General features: G+C 64.0%; 18 protein-coding genes and 1 other RNA gene. 10 read left to right on the plus strand and 9 right to left on the minus strand.

Annotated elements, in window-relative coordinates; genetic code table 11:
- The first annotated feature begins 68 nt into the window (after positions 1 to 68).
- Together ssrA and ABD283_RS00860 are read left to right on the plus strand one after the other, a co-directional pair.
- Positions 69 to 436: a transfer-messenger RNA gene (gene ssrA / locus ABD283_RS00855) on the plus strand.
- Positions 437 to 617: 181 nt separating this feature from the next.
- Positions 618 to 1,412, plus strand: a complete 795-nt coding sequence (locus ABD283_RS00860; protein ID WP_344223177.1) for a hypothetical protein — start codon at positions 618 to 620, stop codon at positions 1,410 to 1,412.
- A gap of 120 nt (positions 1,413 to 1,532) precedes the next feature.
- Here the strand turns inward: ABD283_RS00860 and hisN are convergent, their stop codons facing one another.
- The 4 genes from hisN to ABD283_RS00880 are packed head-to-tail and all read right to left on the minus strand — an operon-like array spanning position 1,533 to position 5,367.
- Positions 1,533 to 2,336 carry a histidinol-phosphatase gene (gene hisN / locus ABD283_RS00865; protein ID WP_344223178.1) on the minus strand — a complete coding sequence of 268 codons (804 nt, stop codon included), beginning with the start codon at positions 2,334 to 2,336 and terminating at the stop codon, positions 1,533 to 1,535.
- A gap of 5 nt (positions 2,337 to 2,341) precedes the next feature.
- Complete coding sequence (rsgA, locus tag ABD283_RS00870) at positions 2,342 to 3,472, minus strand: ribosome small subunit-dependent GTPase A (protein WP_344223179.1); 1,131 nt, start codon at positions 3,470 to 3,472, stop codon at positions 2,342 to 2,344.
- Positions 3,462 to 4,814 (minus strand): 3-phosphoshikimate 1-carboxyvinyltransferase, encoded by a 1,353-nt coding sequence (gene aroA / locus ABD283_RS00875; protein ID WP_344223180.1) that lies wholly within the window; start codon positions 4,812 to 4,814, stop codon positions 3,462 to 3,464. The genes rsgA and aroA overlap by 11 nt, the downstream gene beginning before the upstream one ends.
- A 16-nt stretch (positions 4,815 to 4,830) precedes the next feature.
- Positions 4,831 to 5,367 carry a DoxX family protein gene (locus ABD283_RS00880; protein ID WP_344223181.1) on the minus strand — a complete coding sequence of 179 codons (537 nt, stop codon included), beginning with the start codon at positions 5,365 to 5,367 and terminating at the stop codon, positions 4,831 to 4,833.
- Positions 5,368 to 5,585: 218 nt separating this feature from the next.
- Here ABD283_RS00880 and ABD283_RS00885 point away from each other — a divergent pair, with 218 nt between their 5' ends.
- On the plus strand, positions 5,586 to 6,266 hold the full coding sequence (locus ABD283_RS00885) for a sigma-70 family RNA polymerase sigma factor (RefSeq protein ID WP_344223360.1): 681 nt from the start codon (positions 5,586 to 5,588) through the stop codon (positions 6,264 to 6,266).
- Between the two features lie 4 nt (positions 6,267 to 6,270).
- Positions 6,271 to 6,537: a mycothiol system anti-sigma-R factor gene (gene rsrA / locus ABD283_RS00890; RefSeq protein ID WP_095797376.1), complete on the plus strand. Its 267-nt coding sequence runs from the start codon at positions 6,271 to 6,273 to the stop codon at positions 6,535 to 6,537.
- A 79-nt stretch (positions 6,538 to 6,616) separates the two neighbouring features.
- Here rsrA and ABD283_RS14355 read toward each other — a convergent pair whose 3' ends face one another.
- From ABD283_RS14355 to ABD283_RS00900, 3 genes are all read right to left on the minus strand, one after another.
- The gene (locus ABD283_RS14355) at positions 6,617 to 6,691 is read right to left on the minus strand and encodes a 50S ribosomal protein bL37 (protein ID WP_098054049.1); all 75 of its coding nucleotides are present in this window, start codon (positions 6,689 to 6,691) and stop codon (positions 6,617 to 6,619) included.
- 105 nt (positions 6,692 to 6,796) lie between these two features.
- Positions 6,797 to 7,396 carry a GDSL-type esterase/lipase family protein gene (locus ABD283_RS00895; protein WP_344223182.1) on the minus strand — a complete coding sequence of 200 codons (600 nt, stop codon included), beginning with the start codon at positions 7,394 to 7,396 and terminating at the stop codon, positions 6,797 to 6,799.
- Between the two features lie 117 nt (positions 7,397 to 7,513).
- On the minus strand, positions 7,514 to 11,422 hold the full coding sequence (locus tag ABD283_RS00900; protein WP_344223183.1) for a multifunctional oxoglutarate decarboxylase/oxoglutarate dehydrogenase thiamine pyrophosphate-binding subunit/dihydrolipoyllysine-residue succinyltransferase subunit: 3,909 nt from the start codon (positions 11,420 to 11,422) through the stop codon (positions 7,514 to 7,516).
- 265 nt (positions 11,423 to 11,687) lie between these two features.
- On the opposite strand from ABD283_RS00900, the gene ABD283_RS00905 reads away from it, so the two are divergent.
- The 4 genes from ABD283_RS00905 (at position 11,688) to ABD283_RS00920 (ending at position 16,195) form a co-directional block, all read left to right on the plus strand.
- Positions 11,688 to 13,145 (plus strand): GuaB1 family IMP dehydrogenase-related protein, encoded by a 1,458-nt coding sequence (locus tag ABD283_RS00905; RefSeq protein WP_344223184.1) that lies wholly within the window; start codon positions 11,688 to 11,690, stop codon positions 13,143 to 13,145.
- Between the two features lie 131 nt (positions 13,146 to 13,276).
- A complete protein-coding gene (locus tag ABD283_RS00910) occupies positions 13,277 to 14,311 on the plus strand; it encodes a metal ABC transporter substrate-binding protein (RefSeq protein WP_344223185.1) in 1,035 nt (344 codons plus the stop codon).
- 7 nt (positions 14,312 to 14,318) lie between these two features.
- Positions 14,319 to 15,224, plus strand: coding sequence for a metal ABC transporter ATP-binding protein (locus tag ABD283_RS00915; protein WP_344223186.1), 906 nt, complete (start codon positions 14,319 to 14,321; stop codon positions 15,222 to 15,224).
- A complete protein-coding gene (locus tag ABD283_RS00920) occupies positions 15,221 to 16,195 on the plus strand; it encodes a metal ABC transporter permease (protein WP_344223187.1) in 975 nt (324 codons plus the stop codon). The genes ABD283_RS00915 and ABD283_RS00920 overlap by 4 nt, the downstream gene beginning before the upstream one ends.
- On the opposite strand, the gene ABD283_RS00925 is transcribed toward ABD283_RS00920, so the two are convergent.
- Positions 16,100 to 17,065, minus strand: coding sequence for a diacylglycerol/lipid kinase family protein (locus tag ABD283_RS00925; protein WP_344223188.1), 966 nt, complete (start codon positions 17,063 to 17,065; stop codon positions 16,100 to 16,102). The genes ABD283_RS00920 and ABD283_RS00925 overlap by 96 nt on opposite strands.
- Positions 17,066 to 17,067: 2 nt before the next feature.
- The gene (locus tag ABD283_RS00930) at positions 17,068 to 17,487 is read right to left on the minus strand and encodes a Fur family transcriptional regulator (protein ID WP_344223189.1); all 420 of its coding nucleotides are present in this window, start codon (positions 17,485 to 17,487) and stop codon (positions 17,068 to 17,070) included.
- A gap of 81 nt (positions 17,488 to 17,568) precedes the next feature.
- On the opposite strand from ABD283_RS00930, the gene ABD283_RS00935 reads away from it, so the two are divergent.
- Both ABD283_RS00935 and ABD283_RS00940 read left to right on the plus strand, forming a co-directional pair.
- Entirely contained in the window at positions 17,569 to 18,225 is a 657-nt protein-coding gene (locus ABD283_RS00935; protein ID WP_344223190.1) for an MBL fold metallo-hydrolase, read from the plus strand.
- A 51-nt stretch (positions 18,226 to 18,276) separates the two neighbouring features.
- Entirely contained in the window at positions 18,277 to 18,702 is a 426-nt protein-coding gene (locus ABD283_RS00940; protein WP_344223191.1) for an HIT family protein, read from the plus strand.
- Positions 18,703 to 18,708 lie beyond the last annotated feature (6 nt).

Below are 18,708 nucleotides of genomic sequence, written 5' to 3' on the forward strand. Positions count from 1 at the left end.
CGTAACAACTAGCAGGCGTAAGCTGATGTGTCCGCGACCGAGAGGGAGCGGATTTGGTAATTGCATACGGGGATGATCGGTTTCGACGATGTGAGTTGAGACAAGGGAAGCGGGTCGAGGACGCAGAGTTATCTCGTAAACGCTCTCTGTAAAACAATAAGTGCCAAATCCAAGCGCACTGACTTCGCTCTCGCTGCGTAAGTAGCGACAGCAGTCTGGCAGCCCAGGTTCACCTTCGACCTGGATCCTGCCATCAGCTAGAAGGTCACTGCTGCGAACGCAGGTTACGGGCGTTCGTGGGACTTTTACGTAACTGAGTTCGGCGGTCACTTGTGTGCGAGATGACCGGAACTGAGAAACCTATTAGCACACTGCACCCGGAGAAGCCTTGACAATGCTGCATCGGACGGGGGTTCAATTCCCCCCATCTCCACAAATTTCCCGTATCGGGAGAAAGCCTCGCGTTATATACGCGGGGCTTTTTTCATGAGCTGTCGCCACGCTTGCACGCTGATAGAAAACGATCAGGCGGAAGCACTGAACCTATCGGCGCCCTGTGGAAGACTTGGCAGCAGATCCCACGAACAGTCAGCTAGACAGACAGGTAGGTGCATCCCATGGGTGATCGTCCCAACGAGCCGCAGTCCGGTTCTTCCTCCGCTTCCGGACACACCTCGGGCAACAACCAGCCCGAGTACGGTCAGCGCGTGGAGGGCAACGACCAGGCCTTCGGCCAGAACGCCTACGACCGGTCGCAGCAGAACTACGGCTCGCAGCAGCCCGAGTACGGCCAGTACGGAGATTCCCAGCCCAACGGTCAGCAGTACGGTAACGACCAGTACGGCAACCAGGGCTACGGCAACCAGCCCCAGTATGGCGACCAGCAGTACGGCCATGACCAGTACGGCTACCAGGGCCAGCAGGGCTACGGTAACCAGGGCTACGGCAACGATCAGTACGGCAACCAGGCGTACGGCCCGGGCGGGGCGAACAACGCCACGTACTACCAGAACGATTACAACCAGCAGCCCTACGGGGACCAGAACTACTACGGCAACGGCAAGCCCGCGGGTAACGGCCTGGGCATCGCGTCCCTGGTACTGGGCATCATCGGGATCCTGACCTTCTGGTTCTTTGGTTTGGGTGGCCTGATCGGTTTGGTCGGTCTGATCTTGGGTATCGTCGGGCTGGTCAAACTCCGCAAGACTCCCGGATCCTCCAAGGCGCTGCCGATCGTGGGTATCGTGCTCTCGATCCTGGCGATCATCGGCGGCATCGTGATGGCCTTCGTGTTCTTCTGGGCCTTCGACATGGTCAGCGAGTGCGTGCCGCTGCTCGAGTCCGGTTCCCAGACCGCTTACGAGCAGTGCGTGAATGACGCCGTCAACCAGAACATGGGCCTCGACAGCTAACGCGCCCTCCACAGCATCGTGCCCCGGCACAGTCGACGACGCCGCTCCACGCGGTGGTCTCGTCCGTCCGGGGCACGAGTTGGTTAAGACGAGCGCATCAGTCCCGGCTGAGGCTTGGCACTAGGAACCTTCGCGAGTGCCCAGGACGTCCAGAGCGGCGTCGTGGAGCACGCCGTTACTCGCGACCGCGTTGGCACCGAAGGGGCCGTCCTGGCCCTTGAGTGAGGTGAAGCGGCCGCCGGCCTCGGTCACGATGGGCACCAGGGCCGCCATGTCGTAGAGGTTGAGCTCGGGCTCGGCTGCGATGTCCACGGCGCCCTCGGCCACCAGACAGTAGGACCAGAAGTCGCCGTAGGCGCGCGTGCGCCACACGGAATCGGTCAGTTCGATGAATTGGTCTCGCACACCCAGGTCTCGCCAGCCGGTCAGGGACGAATAAGACAGCGACGCGTCGGAGAGCTGATTCACGGATGACACCGACAGCCGGGTGGCCTGCGACAACGAACGGCCCGTGAAGGCACCAGAACCCAGGGCGGCCCACCAGCGACGGTTGAGCGCGGGAGCGGAGACGACGCCGGCGACCACCTGGTCGTCCTCGACAAGGCCGATGAGGGTGGCCCACACGGGGACACCGCGGACAAAGTTCTTGGTGCCGTCGATCGGGTCGATCACCCATTTGCGGGAACCGGATCCGGACGTGCCGAACTCCTCGCCGATCACGGCGTCGCGGTTACGCACTCGACCCAGCTGCGCACGGATCACCGATTCGGCCTCGCGGTCCGCGTCCGTGACGGGGGTGAGATCCGGCTTGGTCTCCACATGGAGATCCTGGGCCTTGAACCGACGCATGGTCAGCCCGTCCACAGAATCGGCCAGGATGTGCGCGAGACGGAGGTCATCCGTGTAATTGCTGGGTGATCGCATGAGCTTTACGTTATCGCCTGTCCTAGTTGCTTTTCGTCGGCACCCGACTGTGTTTCCCCGCGCGACGCCCCCAGTAGCCTGCGTAGCGACTCGAGCCTGAGCGGGGCGGCAGGGGAAGCCTCAGGGCGCTGTACCCACTCGTCCAGTGCGCAGCCGGGGGAATCCTGGGTGTGCAGACAGCCGCGCGGGCAGTCTGCGGTTGCAGGCACCAGGTCCGTGAACGAGTTGAGGAGTTCTTCCTCGCTCACATGGGCCAAGCCCAAGGAGCGGATGCCTGGCGTGTCGATGACCCACGTCCCGGGGGAGGTGTCCGGCATGCGGAGGGCGCGGGCGGAGGATGAGGTGTGTCGGCCGCGGCCCGTCACATCATTGACGCCGCCGGTGGCCCGCTCAGACCCGGTGAGTGCGTTGACCAGTGTGGATTTTCCGACCCCGGAGGGGCCCAGGAATACACTGATGTGCCCGTCCAGGATCGTGCGCAACCGATCGATGGAGGCGTTCGATATTGCCAGCGATTCTTCGTGAACCCCCGCCGCAGGGCGACCGCCATGGGTGTCAGAGGGCTCGGTGCTCACGGTTTGAACGTCCAGAGCCTCCACGTAGGTCAGGAATTCGGCCGGGTCCTTGAGGTCTGTCTTGGTCATACAGATGACCGGGGTAATGCCCGCGTCCGACGCCGCCGCGAGACCGCGGTCCACAAAGCCGGTGCGGGGCGTGGGGGATTCGGTGGCCAGGACCAGCACGAGCCGGTCTGCATTGGCAACGATCACTCGCTCGACGGGATCGGTGTCGTCCGCGCTACGACGCAGGACGGTGGCGCGGGGTTCGATGCGCACGATCCGGGCGAGGGTGTCCGGGTCTCCGCTGACATCGCCGACGACGCCCACCTGGTCGCCGGGGACGATCGGTTTGCGGCGTAGTTCCTTGGCCCGGATGCACACGACGGTTCGCTGATCGTCGCTCTGTTCATTGACCACACAGGTGTACCGGCCGCGATCCACCGCGATCACGCGAGCAATGACGGCGTCCTCGTGGCGCGGGCGCTGCTTGGTGCGCGGGCGGGAGCCCTTCTTATTGGCCCGCACCCGGACATCCGACTCGTCCCACTGCCGCTGTGCGCTGGAATTACGCGCCATGGCTGACCAGGGTGGTCCACATCTGGGGGAAATCGGGCAGCGTCTTGGACGTGGTGCCGATGTTCTCCACGCTTACGTCGGGCACCTTCAGACCGATGATGGCGCCTGCGGTAGCCATGCGGTGATCCTCGTAGCTGTGGAACAGCCCGCCGTGCAGCGGAGCGGGAGTAATGACCAGACCGTCCTCGGTCTCTTCCGCGTTGCCGCCCAGCCGGTTGATCTCTGTGGTCAGAGCTGCGAGGCGGTCAGTTTCATGTCCCCGCAGATGCGCAATGCCACGCAGTTGTGACGGGCCGCTGGCCAAGGCGCACATGGCCGTCACGGTGGGAGCGAGTTCGCCGGCCTCTGAGAGATCGAGGTCCACCCCGCTCAGCTGAGCGGGGCCGGTCGCGGTCAGCACACCGTCCACCACATCAACGTTGCCGCCGAACTGCGGCAGGATGCTCCGCCACTGATCACCGCCCTGTGTGGTGCTGGTGGGCCAATCAGGGATGCTGACGGTCCCGCCGGTGACCATGGCAGCCGCAAGGAACGGGCCCGCGTTGGAGAGGTCTGGTTCCACGGTGACATCCAGTCCGGGCGCGGCGGTGGGTTCCACCCGCCACTCGGTGTCGCTCACGCGCGTGGCGTTCACCCCGGCTTCGCGGAGCACTTCAACGGTCATGGCAACGTGCGGCAGAGACGGGACACCAGCGGCGTCGGACTCGTGTTTGAGGACGAGCGGTGCCTCGAAACGCACGGCAGAAAGCAAGAGCGCGGAGACGAACTGGGACGAGCCGCTCGCATCAATGCTCACGGAACCGCCGGCCACGCGACCGGTTCCGGACACGGTGAGTGGCAAGGTACCCCGACCGTCGTCATCGACCGTGACGCCCAGATCGCGTAAGCCTTGGATCACGGGGCCCATGGGGCGCACGCGAGCGTGCGGATCGCCGTCGAACCGGGTGTCTGCGTTAAGGAGCGCGGCCACGGGTGGCACGAAACGCATGACTGTGCCGGCCAGGCCGCAATCGATGTCGCGGGGCACAGGACGGTGAACGTCAGCTGCGGGACCCGCGGGAATGGGAATGATGGTGAGATCCGAACCGAACGGACCGGGCACTCCGGTGGGTTCGATCACCGCGCCCAGCTGTTGGAGCGCGGTGATCATGAGTTCACTGTCGCGTGAATACAACGGCTTGCGCACCGTCGAGGTCTCGGAGGCCAAGGCCGCCAGGACCAAATATCGATTGGTCAGCGATTTGGAACCGGGAATGGCCACGGTTCCGTTCACCGGGCGATCACCCGTGAAGGGTGCAGCCCACTGGGATTCGGGGTGCGACAAGCCGTTGTCTGTATTCACTGTGTGCTTGACCCTCTTAGTGGCTGACAGCGTCCTGCACGGCCTTCTCAGCCTGGGCGAACTTCTTCTTGGTGTCCTTGGAAACCTTGGCGGCGTTCTTGCGAACGTCGTCCGCCAGGTGGCTGGCGCGCCACGCGAGGGAGGGGTTACCGGCGGTGTCCACAGAAGCGATCATGACAGCGCCCACCAACGAGAGGTTCTTGAACACGTTGTTGCGGCGATTGGACTTGGCTTCCTTGGTGGAAGCATCCGCGGACTGGTACTGCACGTAAGTGTTGATCGCGGTGGTGCCCAGCAGCACGGACGCGGAAAGACGGGGCAGCTTGCTCAGCGCGAGGGCGGAAGCGGCCAATACCTGCGCCGCAGCAATGCCCTGAGCCACCTGGGCGCGGTTGGCGGTCACGGGACGGACCTGCGGCAACACCTGCTCCACCTGCTTCAAGACCGGATCCAACTTCTCGGCGGTGGCCGAGGAATTGCGGAATGCTTCGACACCGCCGGCAACGTAGCCGGTGGCGAGCAGGGGACGGGCGAGACGACGAACGATGCTCATGGTTCCTCCTTATGGTCCCGGCATTTCCGGGAGGGCACGTCTTTCATCCTAACGGGGTGCCGCTGAGCCGCGCACGGGAATAGGGGAGCGGGTCCGGCGTGTTATTTACCAATAGAAAGGAAGCGCCACACAGGTGGCTCCCAAGTTGGACGGCATCGCGACCCACGGAAGGCAGGTAGAGCATGACGAGCACCGCCCCGACCGTAGACTGGGCCGTGATGAACGATCACGATGAGCCTGAGCTGCAGGAGCAGGACACTGCCGAACCCGCGGACGTCAGCAAGGAAACCACCCAGCAGCGCCGTGCGCGCTTCGAACGCGATGCCATGCAGTACGTGGACCAGCTGTACGCGGCGGCCCTCCGCATGGCACGGAATCCGGCGGACGCCGAGGACCTGGTCCAGGAGGCCTACACCAAGGCTTTCTCCGCGTTCCACCAGTACAAGCCCGGGACCAACCTGAAGGCTTGGCTGTACCGAATCCTGACCAATACCTACATCAACCTGTACCGCAAGCGGCAGCGCGAACCGCGCCAGGCCAACACGGACACGGTGGAGGATTGGCAGCTGCATCGCGCTGAATCCCACACGTCCAAGGGGTTGCGCTCAGCCGAGGCTGAAGCCCTGGACCACCTACCGGATTCGGACGTGAAACGGGCGCTTCAAGAACTTCCCGAAGAGTTCCGGCTCGCCGTGTACTTCTCCGATGTCGAGGGCTTCGCCTACAAGGAGATTTCCGAGATCATGGACACGCCCATCGGCACCGTGATGTCGCGGTTGCACCGAGGCCGCAAGCTGCTCCGGGAGAAACTGGCCGACTACGCCACCGAGCGGGGTTTCGACACCTCCAAGGGGACCAAGAAGTCCAAGGGCGAGACAACATCGAAGGACCGAGGCTGAACCAATGGCTGACAACGACTGCCAGAACGGCTGCACCGACGAACGCATCCGTCGCATTTACGAATACCTTGACGGCGCGCTGACCAAAGAGGATCTCGAAGAGATTCACGCGCACCTCACGGACTGCCCCGAGTGCGAGCGGGAGTACAACCTGGAGTGCGTGATCCGCACCGTGATCAAGCGATCCTGCACCGAGACTGCACCCGCGCAGCTCAAGCAGTCGATCCTCACGCGCATCGAGGCGCAGTGTAGTGATCACCCGGCGGCCTGATCCCCACCGCCATCTCACGGCTTAAACAACAACGCCCGCAACCGAAAAGGTTGCGGGCGTTGTTCACGCTGCACAGAGCTCAGGAGTTGGGCCGCTTTCCGCGGTTCGCTGAGTTCTTGCGGCGGTCCTTGCGCTTACGTCCACGCTTGCTCATGGTGTACCTCCTGCGTTGATTCGTCTGGGCACCGTCCGCCAGTATCTCATAATCTTGCGTTTACTCCGAGTTGACCGGATCGCAAGGGCCGACGGCGCTTGCGGGCTATCGGGGCTCGGGCAGGTTCAGCCAGTTGTACCAGCCGCGATGGAGAACCAACCATGCCATCAGGCCGTAGCCTGCCTGGCCGGGGTGACCGTGGTTGGCCGCCAGATCCTTGCGCCACTGCTCGTGATGCTGCAGCGGATTGAAGGTGTCCACGTACACGTGCTGACGGCGGGTGGTGACATCACCGAAAGCGGCCGAGAGATCCGCGATCTTGCGGTTACGCTCCGGGTCCAACGTGGGCGGGGGACCGACCACCAGAACCTTGATATTGTTCTGGGTGGCCTGATCCACGATGTTCGCCATGTTCAACCGCGAGCGTGCCGAGGTGATGTCCAGATCCACGTCCATGGCGGACGGGGCAATGACCAAGCGGTTGTCGCACATGGAATCGAAACGGCGGGAAGCCTCGTCGAACCACCGTTCGTTGAGGGTCTCGCTGCCCTCACCGGGCGCGGCCAGGTTGTAGGCGTCCACCGGCACGATGTCCCGCGGAGTGCGGGCCAGAACTCGACCGAACCAGCCCAGGGCACGGGGGTCTTCCACACCGGCTAGCAGTTCGTCACCGACGGCCACAATGCGGATCCTGCGTTGGTCCACTGTTCCTCTTCCTTTGCTCATAACGTGTCTCGGTGGCCACCGTAAACCACGATGACCACCGAGGGGAAAACGTGCGGGTTGCGGCCCCGAATCACGGGGCCGCAACGTGGTGATGGATTACTCGCCGCGGTCGAAGGCCTGCTGGACCAAGGTTTCCAGTTCCTTGGCGTGCCGCTTGGCGGAACCATTGGCCGGGGAAGCCGACGCCGGACGCGAGGCCAGAGTGACCGGACGGTCCAGCTGCGGCACCAGGTTAACGGCCATGAACGGCCACGCACCCTGGTTGGCCGGCTCGTCCTGGGCCCAGATGACGCGTGCCTCGGGGTAACGGGCCAGTTCCTTCTTGATCTCGTTCTCGGGCAGCGGGTAGAGCTGCTCGACACGGATGATCGCGGTGGAGTGGTCCTCGGACTTCTCACGCTGTGCCGCGAGATCGTAGTACAGGCGACCGGACACCAGGATCACGTCCGTGACCTTGGAATCATCCAAGTTGCCGACATCCGGAATGACCTGCTGGAACGTGCCCTGCGTGAAGTCCTCGATGGGGGAGGCCGCAGCCTTGAGGCGCAACAACTGCTTGGGCGTGGCCACGATCAGCGGACGGCGCGGGCGCGAGTAGGCCTGACGGCGCAGCAAGTGGAAGTGGTTGGCCGGGGTGGACGGATTAACCACGGTCATGTTCCGCTCGGCGCACAAGGTCAGGAACCGCTCGATTCGTGCCGATGAGTGGTCCGGGCCCTGTCCCTCGAAACCGTGGGGCAGCAGCAGTACCAGCGAGGATCGCTGGCCCCACTTCTGCTCGGCCGAGGAAATGAACTCGTCCACGATGATCTGGGCACCGTTGGTGAAGTCACCGAACTGCGCCTCCCACACGGTGAGTGCCTCCGGGCGTTCCACCGAGTAGCCGTACTCGAAGCCCAGCACCCCGTACTCGGAGAGTAACGAGTTGTAGATGGACAGCTTGGCCTGGTCACCGGACAGGTTGTTCAGTGGTGCCCACTCAGTGCCGTTCTCGGCGTCGAAGAACACTGCGTGGCGCTGCGTGAAGGTACCGCGGCGCACGTCCTGGCCGGAGAACCGGACCGGGACACCCTCCATGAGCAGCGAACCGAAGGCCATGAGCTCGCCCATGCCCCAGTCCACGCCGCCCTTCTGGGTCATCTCGTTGCGACGGTTGAGCAGCTTCTCCAGCTTGCGGTGGGTAGTGAACCCGTCGGGGGTGTCCACGTGAGCCTCGCCGATCCGCCGAGCCACTTCTTCCGTGATCGCGGTGGATTTGGGGATCGAGACGCCCGAGTCCGCCTGCTGAGCGGAGGGACGCTCGATGTTGGCGATAGCGGCGGCGTCGCCGGTGACCAACGGGACCGTGGAGGTTTGGGCCTCGTGGGACTCCGCGAAGACCCGCTCGAGACGTTCCTGGTAGTCCTTGAGCGCGCGGTCGGCCTCTTCCTGGGTGATGTCACCGCGACCCACGAGGTTCTCGGTGTAGATCTTGCGGGTCGAGCGCTTGCCGTCGATCAGGGAGTACATGAGCGGCTGGGTCATCGAGGGATCGTCGCCCTCGTTGTGACCGCGGCGGCGGTAGCAGACCAGGTCGATCACGACATCCTTGTGGAATCGCTGACGGTACTCGAAGGCCAGCTGACCCACGCGGGTCACGGCCTCGGGGTCGTCCGCGTTCACGTGGAAGATCGGCGCCTGAACGGTGCGGGCCACATCCGTGGAATACGTGGACGTGCGTGCACCGGAGGGCGAGGTGGTGAAGCCGATCTGGTTGTTGACCACCACGTGGATGGTGCCACCCACCTTGTAGCCCTCCAGCCCGGACATCTGCATGACCTCGTACACGATGCCTTGGCCGGCCATGGCGGCGTCGCCGTGGACCTGGATGGGCAGCACGGGGAAGGAGCCGTCACCCTCGGGGCCGGCGCCCAGGACATCGGTCTTGGCGCGGGCGATGCCCTCGATCACGGGATCGGCTGCTTCCAGGTGGGACGGGTTAGCGGCCAGGTAGACCTGGGTCTCGTTGCCGTTGTCGGAGGTGAAGACACCTTCCGTGCCCAGGTGGTACTTCACGTCACCGGAACCCTCGATGGACTTGGGATCCTGGCTGCCTTCGAACTCGCGGAAGACCTGAGCGTAGGACTTACCGGCGATGTTGGTCAGCACGTTCAAACGGCCGCGGTGGGCCATGGCGATGCCCACACCGGCCAAGGACTCGTCAGCGGCATCGGAGATGATCGCGTCGAGCAGCGGAATCAGGGACTCGCCGCCCTCCAACGAGAAGCGCTTCTGACCCACGTACTTGGTCTGCAGGAACGTCTCGAAGGCCTCGGCCGCGTTCAGGCGGCCCAGGATGCGGAACTGTTCCTCGCGGGCGGGCTTCTGGTAGTCGTGCTCGAGCTTGTCCTGGAACCACTCGCGTTCTTCCGGGTCCTGCAGGTGCATGTACTCGATGCCCACGGTGCGGCAGTAGGCATCCCGCAAGCGACCCAGGATCACGCGCAGGGTCAGTAGGTCCTGGCCGCCGAAACCGCCGGTGGGCCACTCGCGTTCCAGATCCCACAGGGACAGTCCGTAGCTGCGAATGTCGAGGTCCGGGTGCTTGCGCATCACGTACTCGAGCGGGTTGGTGTCCGCCATGAGGTGACCGCGCACGCGGTACGCGTGGATCAACTGCTGGATGCGCGCAACCTTGTTGATCTGAGTTTCCGGGTTGACCTGGTTGTCCACGGCCCAGCGAACGGGCTCGTAGGGGATGCGCAGGGCTTCGAAGATGTGATCGTAGAAGTTGTCGCCGCCGAGCAGGTAGTGCTCCACGAGCTTGAGGAACTCACCCGAGCCGGCGCCCTGAATCACGCGGTGATCGTAGGTGGAGGTCAGGGTGATGATCTTGGAGACACCCATGCGTGCGGTGGTGCGGGGTGAAGCACCCTTGTACTCGGCGGGGTAGTCCAGCGCACCCACGCCCACGATGCAGGCCTGGCCCTTGGACAGACGCGGCACGGAGTGCACGGTGCCGATACCACCCGGGTTCGTCAGGGAGACCGTGGTGCCCTGGTAATCATCCATGGTCAGCTCACCGGAACGACCGCGCTTGACCACGTCCTCGTAGGCGGTCCAGAACTGCATGAAGGACATGTCCTCGGCGCCCTTGATGTTGGGGACCACCAGGTTGCGGGAACCGTCCTTGTTGGGGATGTCGATCGCAATGCCGAAGTTCACGTGGGCCGGCTGGATCGCGGCGGGCTTGCCGTCCACTTCCCCGTAGACCACGTTCTGCGACGGGTAGTTGGACAGTGCGCGGATCACCGCGTAGCCGATCAAGTGGGTGAAGGACACCTTGCCACCGCGGTTGCGGGACAGATGGCTGTTGATCACCAAACGGTTGTCGATCAGGAGTTTGGCCGGCACAGCACGCACGGTGGTGGCGGTGGGCACGGTCAAGGACGCATCCATGTTGGCTGCCACGGCCTTTGCGGGGCCGCGCAGCTTGGTCACCTTGTCCTCAGCTTCGCCCTGCTCCTGCTGTTCCTTGGCCTTGGGCTTGGCAGCACCCTCGGGCTGTGCCCGAATGGGTCGCTTGGTGGCCGAACCGTCGGAGCCGTTGGACTCCTGGTCCACGCCCTCGGGCTTGCCCTTGGCCTTGGAACCCCCGGTGGTTGCCGATGGCGCTGCGGCGCGCTTGGGTTCGTCGGACTCGGAGCGGGGCTTGGCTTGGGCCTTGGCCGCCGGGGCGGTCTTTTGCTGGGTCACCTTGGGCTTGCTCTCCTGTGTGGATGAAGAAGCAGCCGCCTTGGACGGGGCGGCTGCGGATTTCTTGGGTGCAGCACCGTTCGAGTTCGAAGCGGTCTGCGAAGGGGAAGCGGAGTCGGAGTCAGAGCCCTTGCTCATTTCCTCGAAAATGGGCCACCACTTCTTGTCCACGGAATTCTTGTCGTCCTGGTACTTCTCGAACAGCTCGTCGACGAGCCATTCGTTACCGGCGAATTCTTCGGGGATCAGGTGGTGTGGCTGCTCTGGCACGGGAGATACGCCTCTTCCATATGAACGGTGTGCTCCGGTGGTTGCTCGGTAGACCACCACCGGTCGGTGGTGCCCGAGGAATGTCTCTCCGCGGGCGGACGTGGTGGCCTTATTCCCATAAGGCCGTACTGTGTCAATAGTCTAATGAGGCGGGCAGCACCTGGCCAGTCCACCCCGACCGCTCGGTAGGTTTTTTGTGCCGCTCATGACAGGCCCTCAGTGGAGTACCTGACGAGCTCTCTGCGGGCCCGTAGTATGGGGTCTCGTGCGATTCCTCACGACTCCTAATACAGACCTGACGTACAACGACGTCTTCCTGGTTCCCTCCATCTCCCGGGTGACATCACGCTTCCACGTTGACCTGTCTCCGGCGGATGGTACGGGCGGCACCATTCCGCTCGTGGCCGCCAATATGACCGCGGTGACCGGCCGCCGAATGGTTGAAACCATGGCGCGCCGCGGAGGATTGGGCATTCTGCCGCAGGACATCCCGCTGGACGTCATCTCCAACGTGACCAACTGGGTCAAGAGCCGCTCACCCCAGTACGAGACGCCGGTGGCGCTGCACGAAACGGACACGGTACACGACGCCCTCGGGGTCATGCACAAGCGTCCCCACGGGGCCGTGCTCGTCACGGACGCCGACGACAACTACCGCGGTCTGGTGCTCGCCGCGGATTGCCAGGACGTGGATCGGTTCACCCAGCTCGCGGACGTGATGCGCACGGACGGCCCGGTCTTCCAAGTCACGGACTTCGACGGCCAGGATGCCGACACTGCAATGCGTGCCGCATACGACAAGCTCGCGGCATCGCGGCTCAATGCGGCACCCGTGCTGCGGGACCGCACGATCGAAGGGGTCCTCACTCAGAAGGGAGCGGTGCGCTCCACGCTTTATCAGCCCGCGCTCGACAAGCAGGGGCGCCTGCAGGTCGGTGCCGCGGTGGGAATCAACGGCGACGTGGCCGCGAAGGCCGCGGCGCTGCTCGACACCGGGATCGACGTGCTCGTGGTTGACACCGCCCATGGTCACCAGATCAAAGCCATGCAGGCACTCGAGGCCGTGCGCGCCCAGGACCCGCAGGTCCCCATTGTGGCCGGCAACGTGGTCACCGCCGATGGCGTGCGCGACCTGATCGGGGCCGGGGCGGACATCGTGAAGGTGGGCGTGGGCCCCGGCGCCATGTGCACTACCCGCATGATGACGGGGGTCGGCCGCCCGCAGTTCTCGGCGGTCGTCGAGTGCGCTGAAGCTGCGGCGGATCTCGGCAAGCACATCTGGGCCGACGGCGGTGTGAAGCACCCGCGCGACGTGGCCTTGGCTCTGGCGGCCGGTGCGAGCCAGGTCATGATCGGCTCCTGGTTCGCGGGCACTCACGAAGGACCGGGCGACCTCAACATTGACGCCAACGGGCGCGCCTACAAGGAGAGCTTCGGCATGGCTTCGGCGCGAGCCGTGCGCCACCGCACCCGCGGTGAGGATGAGTTCGCTCGTGCCCGCAAGGCCTTGTTCGAGGAGGGCATCTCCAACTCCAAGATGTACCTGGACCCCCAGCGGCCGGGAGTCGAGGACCTGGTCGACCACATCACCTCCGGCGTGCGCAGTTCCATGACCTACGCGGGTGCTACCTCGCTGGCGCAGTTCGCGAACCGTGCGGTCGTGGGAATCCAATCGCAGTCCGGCTATGACGAGGGGCGTCCGCGCTCGGAATCCTGGAGCTGACAAGGTCTTTCCTCGGGGGTTTTCTCGCCGGGGCTTATTGAGAATGATTAGTGATATGCTCTCCGCAGATCACATGCAATCCATTCTCAATAAGCCCCGTGTGTTGAGAATGACCCGAAGGAGATGATTCCGTGTCCGCACGCGTCCAGGGCGTATCCGCCCGCCCGTTCGTCCGTTCCGCCGCTGCCGTCACTGCGTTGAGTGCTCTGGTGCTCACGGGCTGCTCGGCGAACTCGGGCGATGTTCAGGAAGGTGACGCCGCGGCGTCGGACGGGGACAAAGTCATCGTGGTGACCTCGACCAACGTTTATTCGGATCTCGTGAAGCAAGTCTCGGGGGACCAGGTGGAGGTCACGCCCATCATCGACTCCGCTGCGCAAGATCCCCACTCGTACGAGGCCTCCCCGCAGGATCGCCTGACCATCGAGAAGGCGGATGTGGTGATCCTCAACGGCGGCGGCTATGACGCGTTCATGGAGGACATGACCACGGATTCGCAGAAGGTCGTCAACGCCGTGGATGTGTCCGATCTAAAGGGCAAGGACGAGGCCGCTGACGAGCACGACCACGCCGAGGAAGAAAAGGGCCATGCCGAAGAAGAAGGCCACGCCGAGGAGGAAGAGGGCCACGAGGGCCACCACCACGAACCCGGTGGTTTCAACGAGCACGTCTGGTACGACCTGGACACGGTTCAGAAACTGACGGACCGCATTGCCGAACAACTGGGCGAGGTCGACCAGGACAATTCCAAGCAGTACACCGACAACGCGGCCAACCTCAACGGCGAGCTGTCGGGAATGAAGGAAGACCTTGATGCGTTGGAGGCCTCGGGTGGTTACGTGGCCACCGAGCCGATGCCGGGATATCTCTTGCAGGACGCGGGACTGCACGATGACACCCCCGCTGACTTCATGACCGCCATCGACTCGGAATCGGACGTGGCCCCCGCCGTCATGAAGGAAACTACGGACCTGGTCACGAGCGGTCACATTGATCTGCTCGCGTTCAACCAGCAGACGTCAACCGGACAGACCGAACAATTGCGCAAGGATGCCGAGAATTCGGGCGTGAGCGTGGTGGAATTCTCCGAGACCCTTCCTGACGGCAAGAACTACCAGGAATGGATGCGGGACAATATCGACCGCGTCTCCCAGGCAGTGAAGTAATCGCCGTATGACCCTTCCCACCAAGGTGGCACGAACCATTCACACTCCAGAGGCCCAGCCCGCCACTCACACCGCGCCGTGGTCCGCACCCGCGGTTGCCGGGCAAACGGACAAAGCGGTGGTTGAACTCCGGAACGCGGAACTCACCTTCGGGGACCGCGTCCTGTGGCGTGACCTCGACCTGACCATTCGCGAAGGGGAGTACTTCGCCGTGCTCGGTTCGAACGGGACCGGCAAGACCAGCTTCCTCAAAGTGCTTCTCGGCCTACTTCCGCTGACGCGGGGGACGGTCTCCGTGACGGGTGAGCGCCCCGGTGTGGCGTCGCGGCACGTCGGGTACGTCCCCCAGCAACGCGGTTTCTCACCCCGCACTCCGTTGCGCGCCAGAGATCTGGTGGCACAGGGCATCGACGGGCACCAGTGGGGCATCAGGCTCCGTCGCCGTGCCGTCAACGAGCGCGTGGACGAACTCCTCGAAAAGGTTGGGGCCAGCGATTATGCCAACGCGCCGGTCGGGTTGCTCTCCGGCGGTGAGCAACAGCGACTGCGCATTGCCCAGGCCCTGGCCACGGACCCGCAAGTCCTGCTGTGTGACGAGGCGCTGCTGTCGCTGGATCTCAATCACCAGTACATCGTGAGCGAGCTGGTCAATCAGCAGCGGGTCGACTCGGGCAGTGCCGTGGTGTTCGTGACCCACGACATCAATCCCATCATCGATCACGTGGACCGCATCCTGTACCTGGCCGGCGGTTCTTTCAAGATCGGCACTCCCGATGAAGTCATGCGTTCCGAGGTGCTCTCCGAGCTCTACGGGGCGAAGATCGAGGTGCTGCGCAGTAACGGTCGCATCATCGTGACGGGCCGCCCGGACAACACCCACCACATTTCGTCCCAGGAAGGTCTCATCCCGTGATCCCCGCAGCCGTTGATTGGGATTCGATCGTCAGCTCCGTGTTCGTCTTCGACAACTACGGTGAGCTGCTGGTCCTGCTGAGCAACTCGTTGTGGGCCGGCGCCCTCCTCGGATTGGTGGGTGGGTTGGTCGGCACGTTCGTGATGATGCGCGACCTGGCCTTCTCCGTGCACGGCATTGCGGAGCTCTCCTTCGCGGGAGCGGCCGCCGCACTGCTGATCGGCGCGGACATCGTGACCGGTTCCCTGCTGGGCTCGGTCGTGGCGGCGCTGATCATTGGGTTCATGGGTTTGCGCGCCCGGGACAGCAACTCGTTCGTGGGCGTGCTCATGCCCTTCGGACTGGGTCTGGGCATCCTGTTCTTGTCCCTCTACGAGGGCCGTTCCTCCAATAAGTTCTCCCTGCTGACCGGTCAGATCGTGTCCGTGTCCCCGGTGCAGCTGACGTCCATGATCGTGCTGTCCATCGTGGTGGTGGTCGGGCTGTTGATCGTGTGGCGCCCGCTGACGTTCGCCAGCACCGATCCGGTGGTTGCGGAGGCCCGCGGGCTCCCCGTGCGCACCCTGTCCATCGTGTTCATGGTGCTGCTGGGCATTTCAGTGGCCATGTCGGTGCAGATCGTGGGGGCGCTGCTCGTGCTCGCCCTGTTGATCACCCCGGCGGCGGCCGCCATGAATCTCACGGTGGCTCCGGCGAGGATCGTGGTGCTGTCGGTGGTGTTCGCGGAGCTGTCCATCGTGGGCGGCATCCTGTTGGCGCTGGGTGGATCCATTCCGATCAGTCCCTACGTGACCACCATTTCGTTTGCGATCTGGCTTTTGACCCGCGTGATTCGCGGCATCAAGGAACGCGGTTCCTCCTACCGTCCCGGCAACTCAGAAAAGCACCCGCACGGCGGCGGGCAGAATCCGAACCTGCACGGGCAGGGGGCCCAGGGGCTCCCCGTCTCCGTGAGCAACGTGCGCGGGTAAATCCTCTGACGGGGTCTCGTGCGGGATCACGGTCACCGAGGTGACGGGTTCAAGCGCGACCTCCGCGAGGTTCTCGTGAGTCTTCAGCAGTAATCGCGGCAACAGGAACAAGAGCCGCAGCGGGCGCGCATCGGATACGGCAAACAGTTCGGCCTGTCCGTCCCGATGGTTCGCACGCGGCACGATGGTGAGGCCGCCCCCGTACGAGGACGTGTTGGTCACCGACAAGAACGTGGCCCGGCGATCGATCAGGCTCCGAGCGCCGTCGGCGGTGGTGTAGTCGATGGTGTAGTCACGAGAGGTGAGCCGCAGAATTTCCCACACGAGGGCCACCGCGTATTTGGCGGAGACACGGATTCTGCTCCAGCGGTTGGCTCTGGCATTGACGCGCGCGTCCAGGCCCAGGCACACGGTGGTCGCGCACACGTGCGAGGTGCCGTCCGCGCAGTCCACAGCCAAGAGATCCATGTGCTCGGGCGAGGTTTCCAGGCCGCGCAACACCCTGCCGGCGGCGCGTTCGGTGTCCCGGGTGGGAATCCCGCAGAACCTGGCCAGATCATTGCCGGAACCGGCGGGGATCAGACCGAAAGCGACGTCCACGCCCTGTGCACCCACGGCGCGCAGCACCTGAAGAACCAGGTGGGCCATCCCATCCCCACCCACCGCCACCACGGCGGCCACGTGCAGCGCCCTGGATCGCAGTGTGTCAGTCAGCCGCTCCGAAAGTTCCCGCGCGGAGGGGGCATCAAGATAGACGGTGGTGCAGCCGTCCGCCGCGAAAATGCCGCGGGCGCGATCACAGGCTTCGCGAGCCAGGGGAGAGGCCCCGTTGCGGACCAGAAGGATGTCGCGGGGACGGTCGTCTACCACCGTCAGCGTGACTCGCGCGCGCAGTTACCGCAGATGCCGGTGATCTCCACCGTGTGGTCCACATCCGTGAACCCGTGCTCCGCCGCGGTGTCATCGGCCCACTGCTCGATCGCGGGCGCTTCCAGTTCCACGGCGGCACCGCACGAACGGCACACCAGGTGGTGGTGATGGTGTTCGGCCTCGCACCGGCGGTAAATGGCCTCGCCCTCAGCGTTGCGCAGGACATCCACCTCGCCCGTGTCGGCCATGGACTGCAGAATTCGGTACGTGGTGGCCAGGGACACGGACTGGCCCTCATCCTGCAGACGGCGATGCAGATCCTGGGTGGAAATGAAATCCTCGAGGCTCCGCAGTGCCCCCGCAATGGCCCGGCGCTGCTTGGTATTGCGCACCTCGGGTTGCCCGGTGGTTTGTGTGCTCACGCCCGTCCCTTCCACGTGCTTGCTTCTTCAACCATGCTAACGGTTCGCATCTACGGGCTGTTCCCGGGCTAGGCTGAAGACATGTTGTTGACCAAGTTCACACACTCGTGCGTCCGGCTGGAGAAGAACGGCACATCCCTGGTGATCGACCCCGGGTCCTTCTCTGAAGTTGAGGAAGCCCTGGAGGGCACCCACCTGGTGCTCATCACCCACGTGCACCCGGACCACTACGACGCCAAGCGACTGACCGCGGCGCTCGCGGGAGACCCCGAGCTGAACATCTACGCGCCACAGTCGGTCATCGACGAACTCGCGGAGGCCTCGGGGGAGGCCGCCGGTAGGTTGCACGCCGTCACCGCGGACTCCACGCTGTCGCTGGGCCCGTTCGAGGTAAAAACCTTTGGCGGCCAGCACGCCCTGATCCACCCGCTGATTCCCACGGTGGACAACGTGGGTTTCGTCATCGACGACGCCGTGTTCCACCCCGGCGACTCCTTCACCGTTCCGCACGGGCTCACCGTGCCCACCGTGCTGGTTCCGCTGCATGCCCCGTGGTCCAAGATGTCCGAGGTCATTGATTTCATCATCGCCACCCGGGCCACCCACGTGTACCAGATCCATGACGCGCTGCTCTCCGACATCGGGTTCGGCATTGTGGAGAAGCAGGTGGCCAAGTTCTCCGAGATGTACGGCACGCAGTACCGCCACCTGGAACCCCGCGAGTCCGTGGAGGTCTAGTCGGTTTCGCCAACCCACAGGACCGAGAAGTTCGATCGAAAGGAAGTCACCGTGAGTTCAGTTTTCACCAAGATCATCGAGGGCGAACTGCCCGGCCGATTCGTGTGGTCGGACGATCAGTGTGCCGGGTTCCTGTCCATTGCTCCGCTCGCGCAGGGACACGTCCTGGTGGTGCCCAAGGAAGAGATCGACTCCTGGCTGGACCTGCCCGATGAGTTGGCAGCGCACCTGATGACCGTGTGCAAGACCGTGGGCCAGGCCATTGACGAGATCTTCTCACCCAGGCGAGTGGGCCTCATGATCCAGGGCTTCGAGGTGCCCCACGCGCACCTGCACGTGTGGCCCACCAACACGATCGAAGAATTCGATTTCGACCGGGTGGACAAGGATCCGGACCCGGAGGTCATGGAAGAGACGGCCCGCAAGGTTCGGGCCGCACTCGTTGCCGCCGGCCACGAAGCCAACGTGCCCGAATAACAGCGC

The organism is Kocuria atrinae (genome assembly GCF_039531425.1).
Taxonomy (GTDB): Bacteria; Actinomycetota; Actinomycetes; order Actinomycetales; family Micrococcaceae; genus Kocuria; species Kocuria atrinae.

Coding starts and splice junctions, on each gene's coding strand:
- rsgA (WP_344223179.1), bottom strand. CDS start 3,472: ATGGCGCGTAATTCCAGCGCACAGCGGCAGTGGGACGAGTCGGATGTC.
- ABD283_RS00860 (WP_344223177.1), top strand. CDS start 618: ATGGGTGATCGTCCCAACGAGCCGCAGTCCGGTTCTTCCTCCGCTTCC.
- rsrA (WP_095797376.1), top strand. CDS start 6,271: ATGGCTGACAACGACTGCCAGAACGGCTGCACCGACGAACGCATCCGT.
- ABD283_RS00880 (WP_344223181.1), bottom strand. CDS start 5,367: ATGAGCATCGTTCGTCGTCTCGCCCGTCCCCTGCTCGCCACCGGCTAC.
- ABD283_RS00935 (WP_344223190.1), top strand. CDS start 17,569: ATGTTGTTGACCAAGTTCACACACTCGTGCGTCCGGCTGGAGAAGAAC.
- ABD283_RS00915 (WP_344223186.1), top strand. CDS start 14,319: ATGACCCTTCCCACCAAGGTGGCACGAACCATTCACACTCCAGAGGCC.
- ABD283_RS00885 (WP_344223360.1), top strand. CDS start 5,586: ATGAACGATCACGATGAGCCTGAGCTGCAGGAGCAGGACACTGCCGAA.
- hisN (WP_344223178.1), bottom strand. CDS start 2,336: ATGCGATCACCCAGCAATTACACGGATGACCTCCGTCTCGCGCACATC.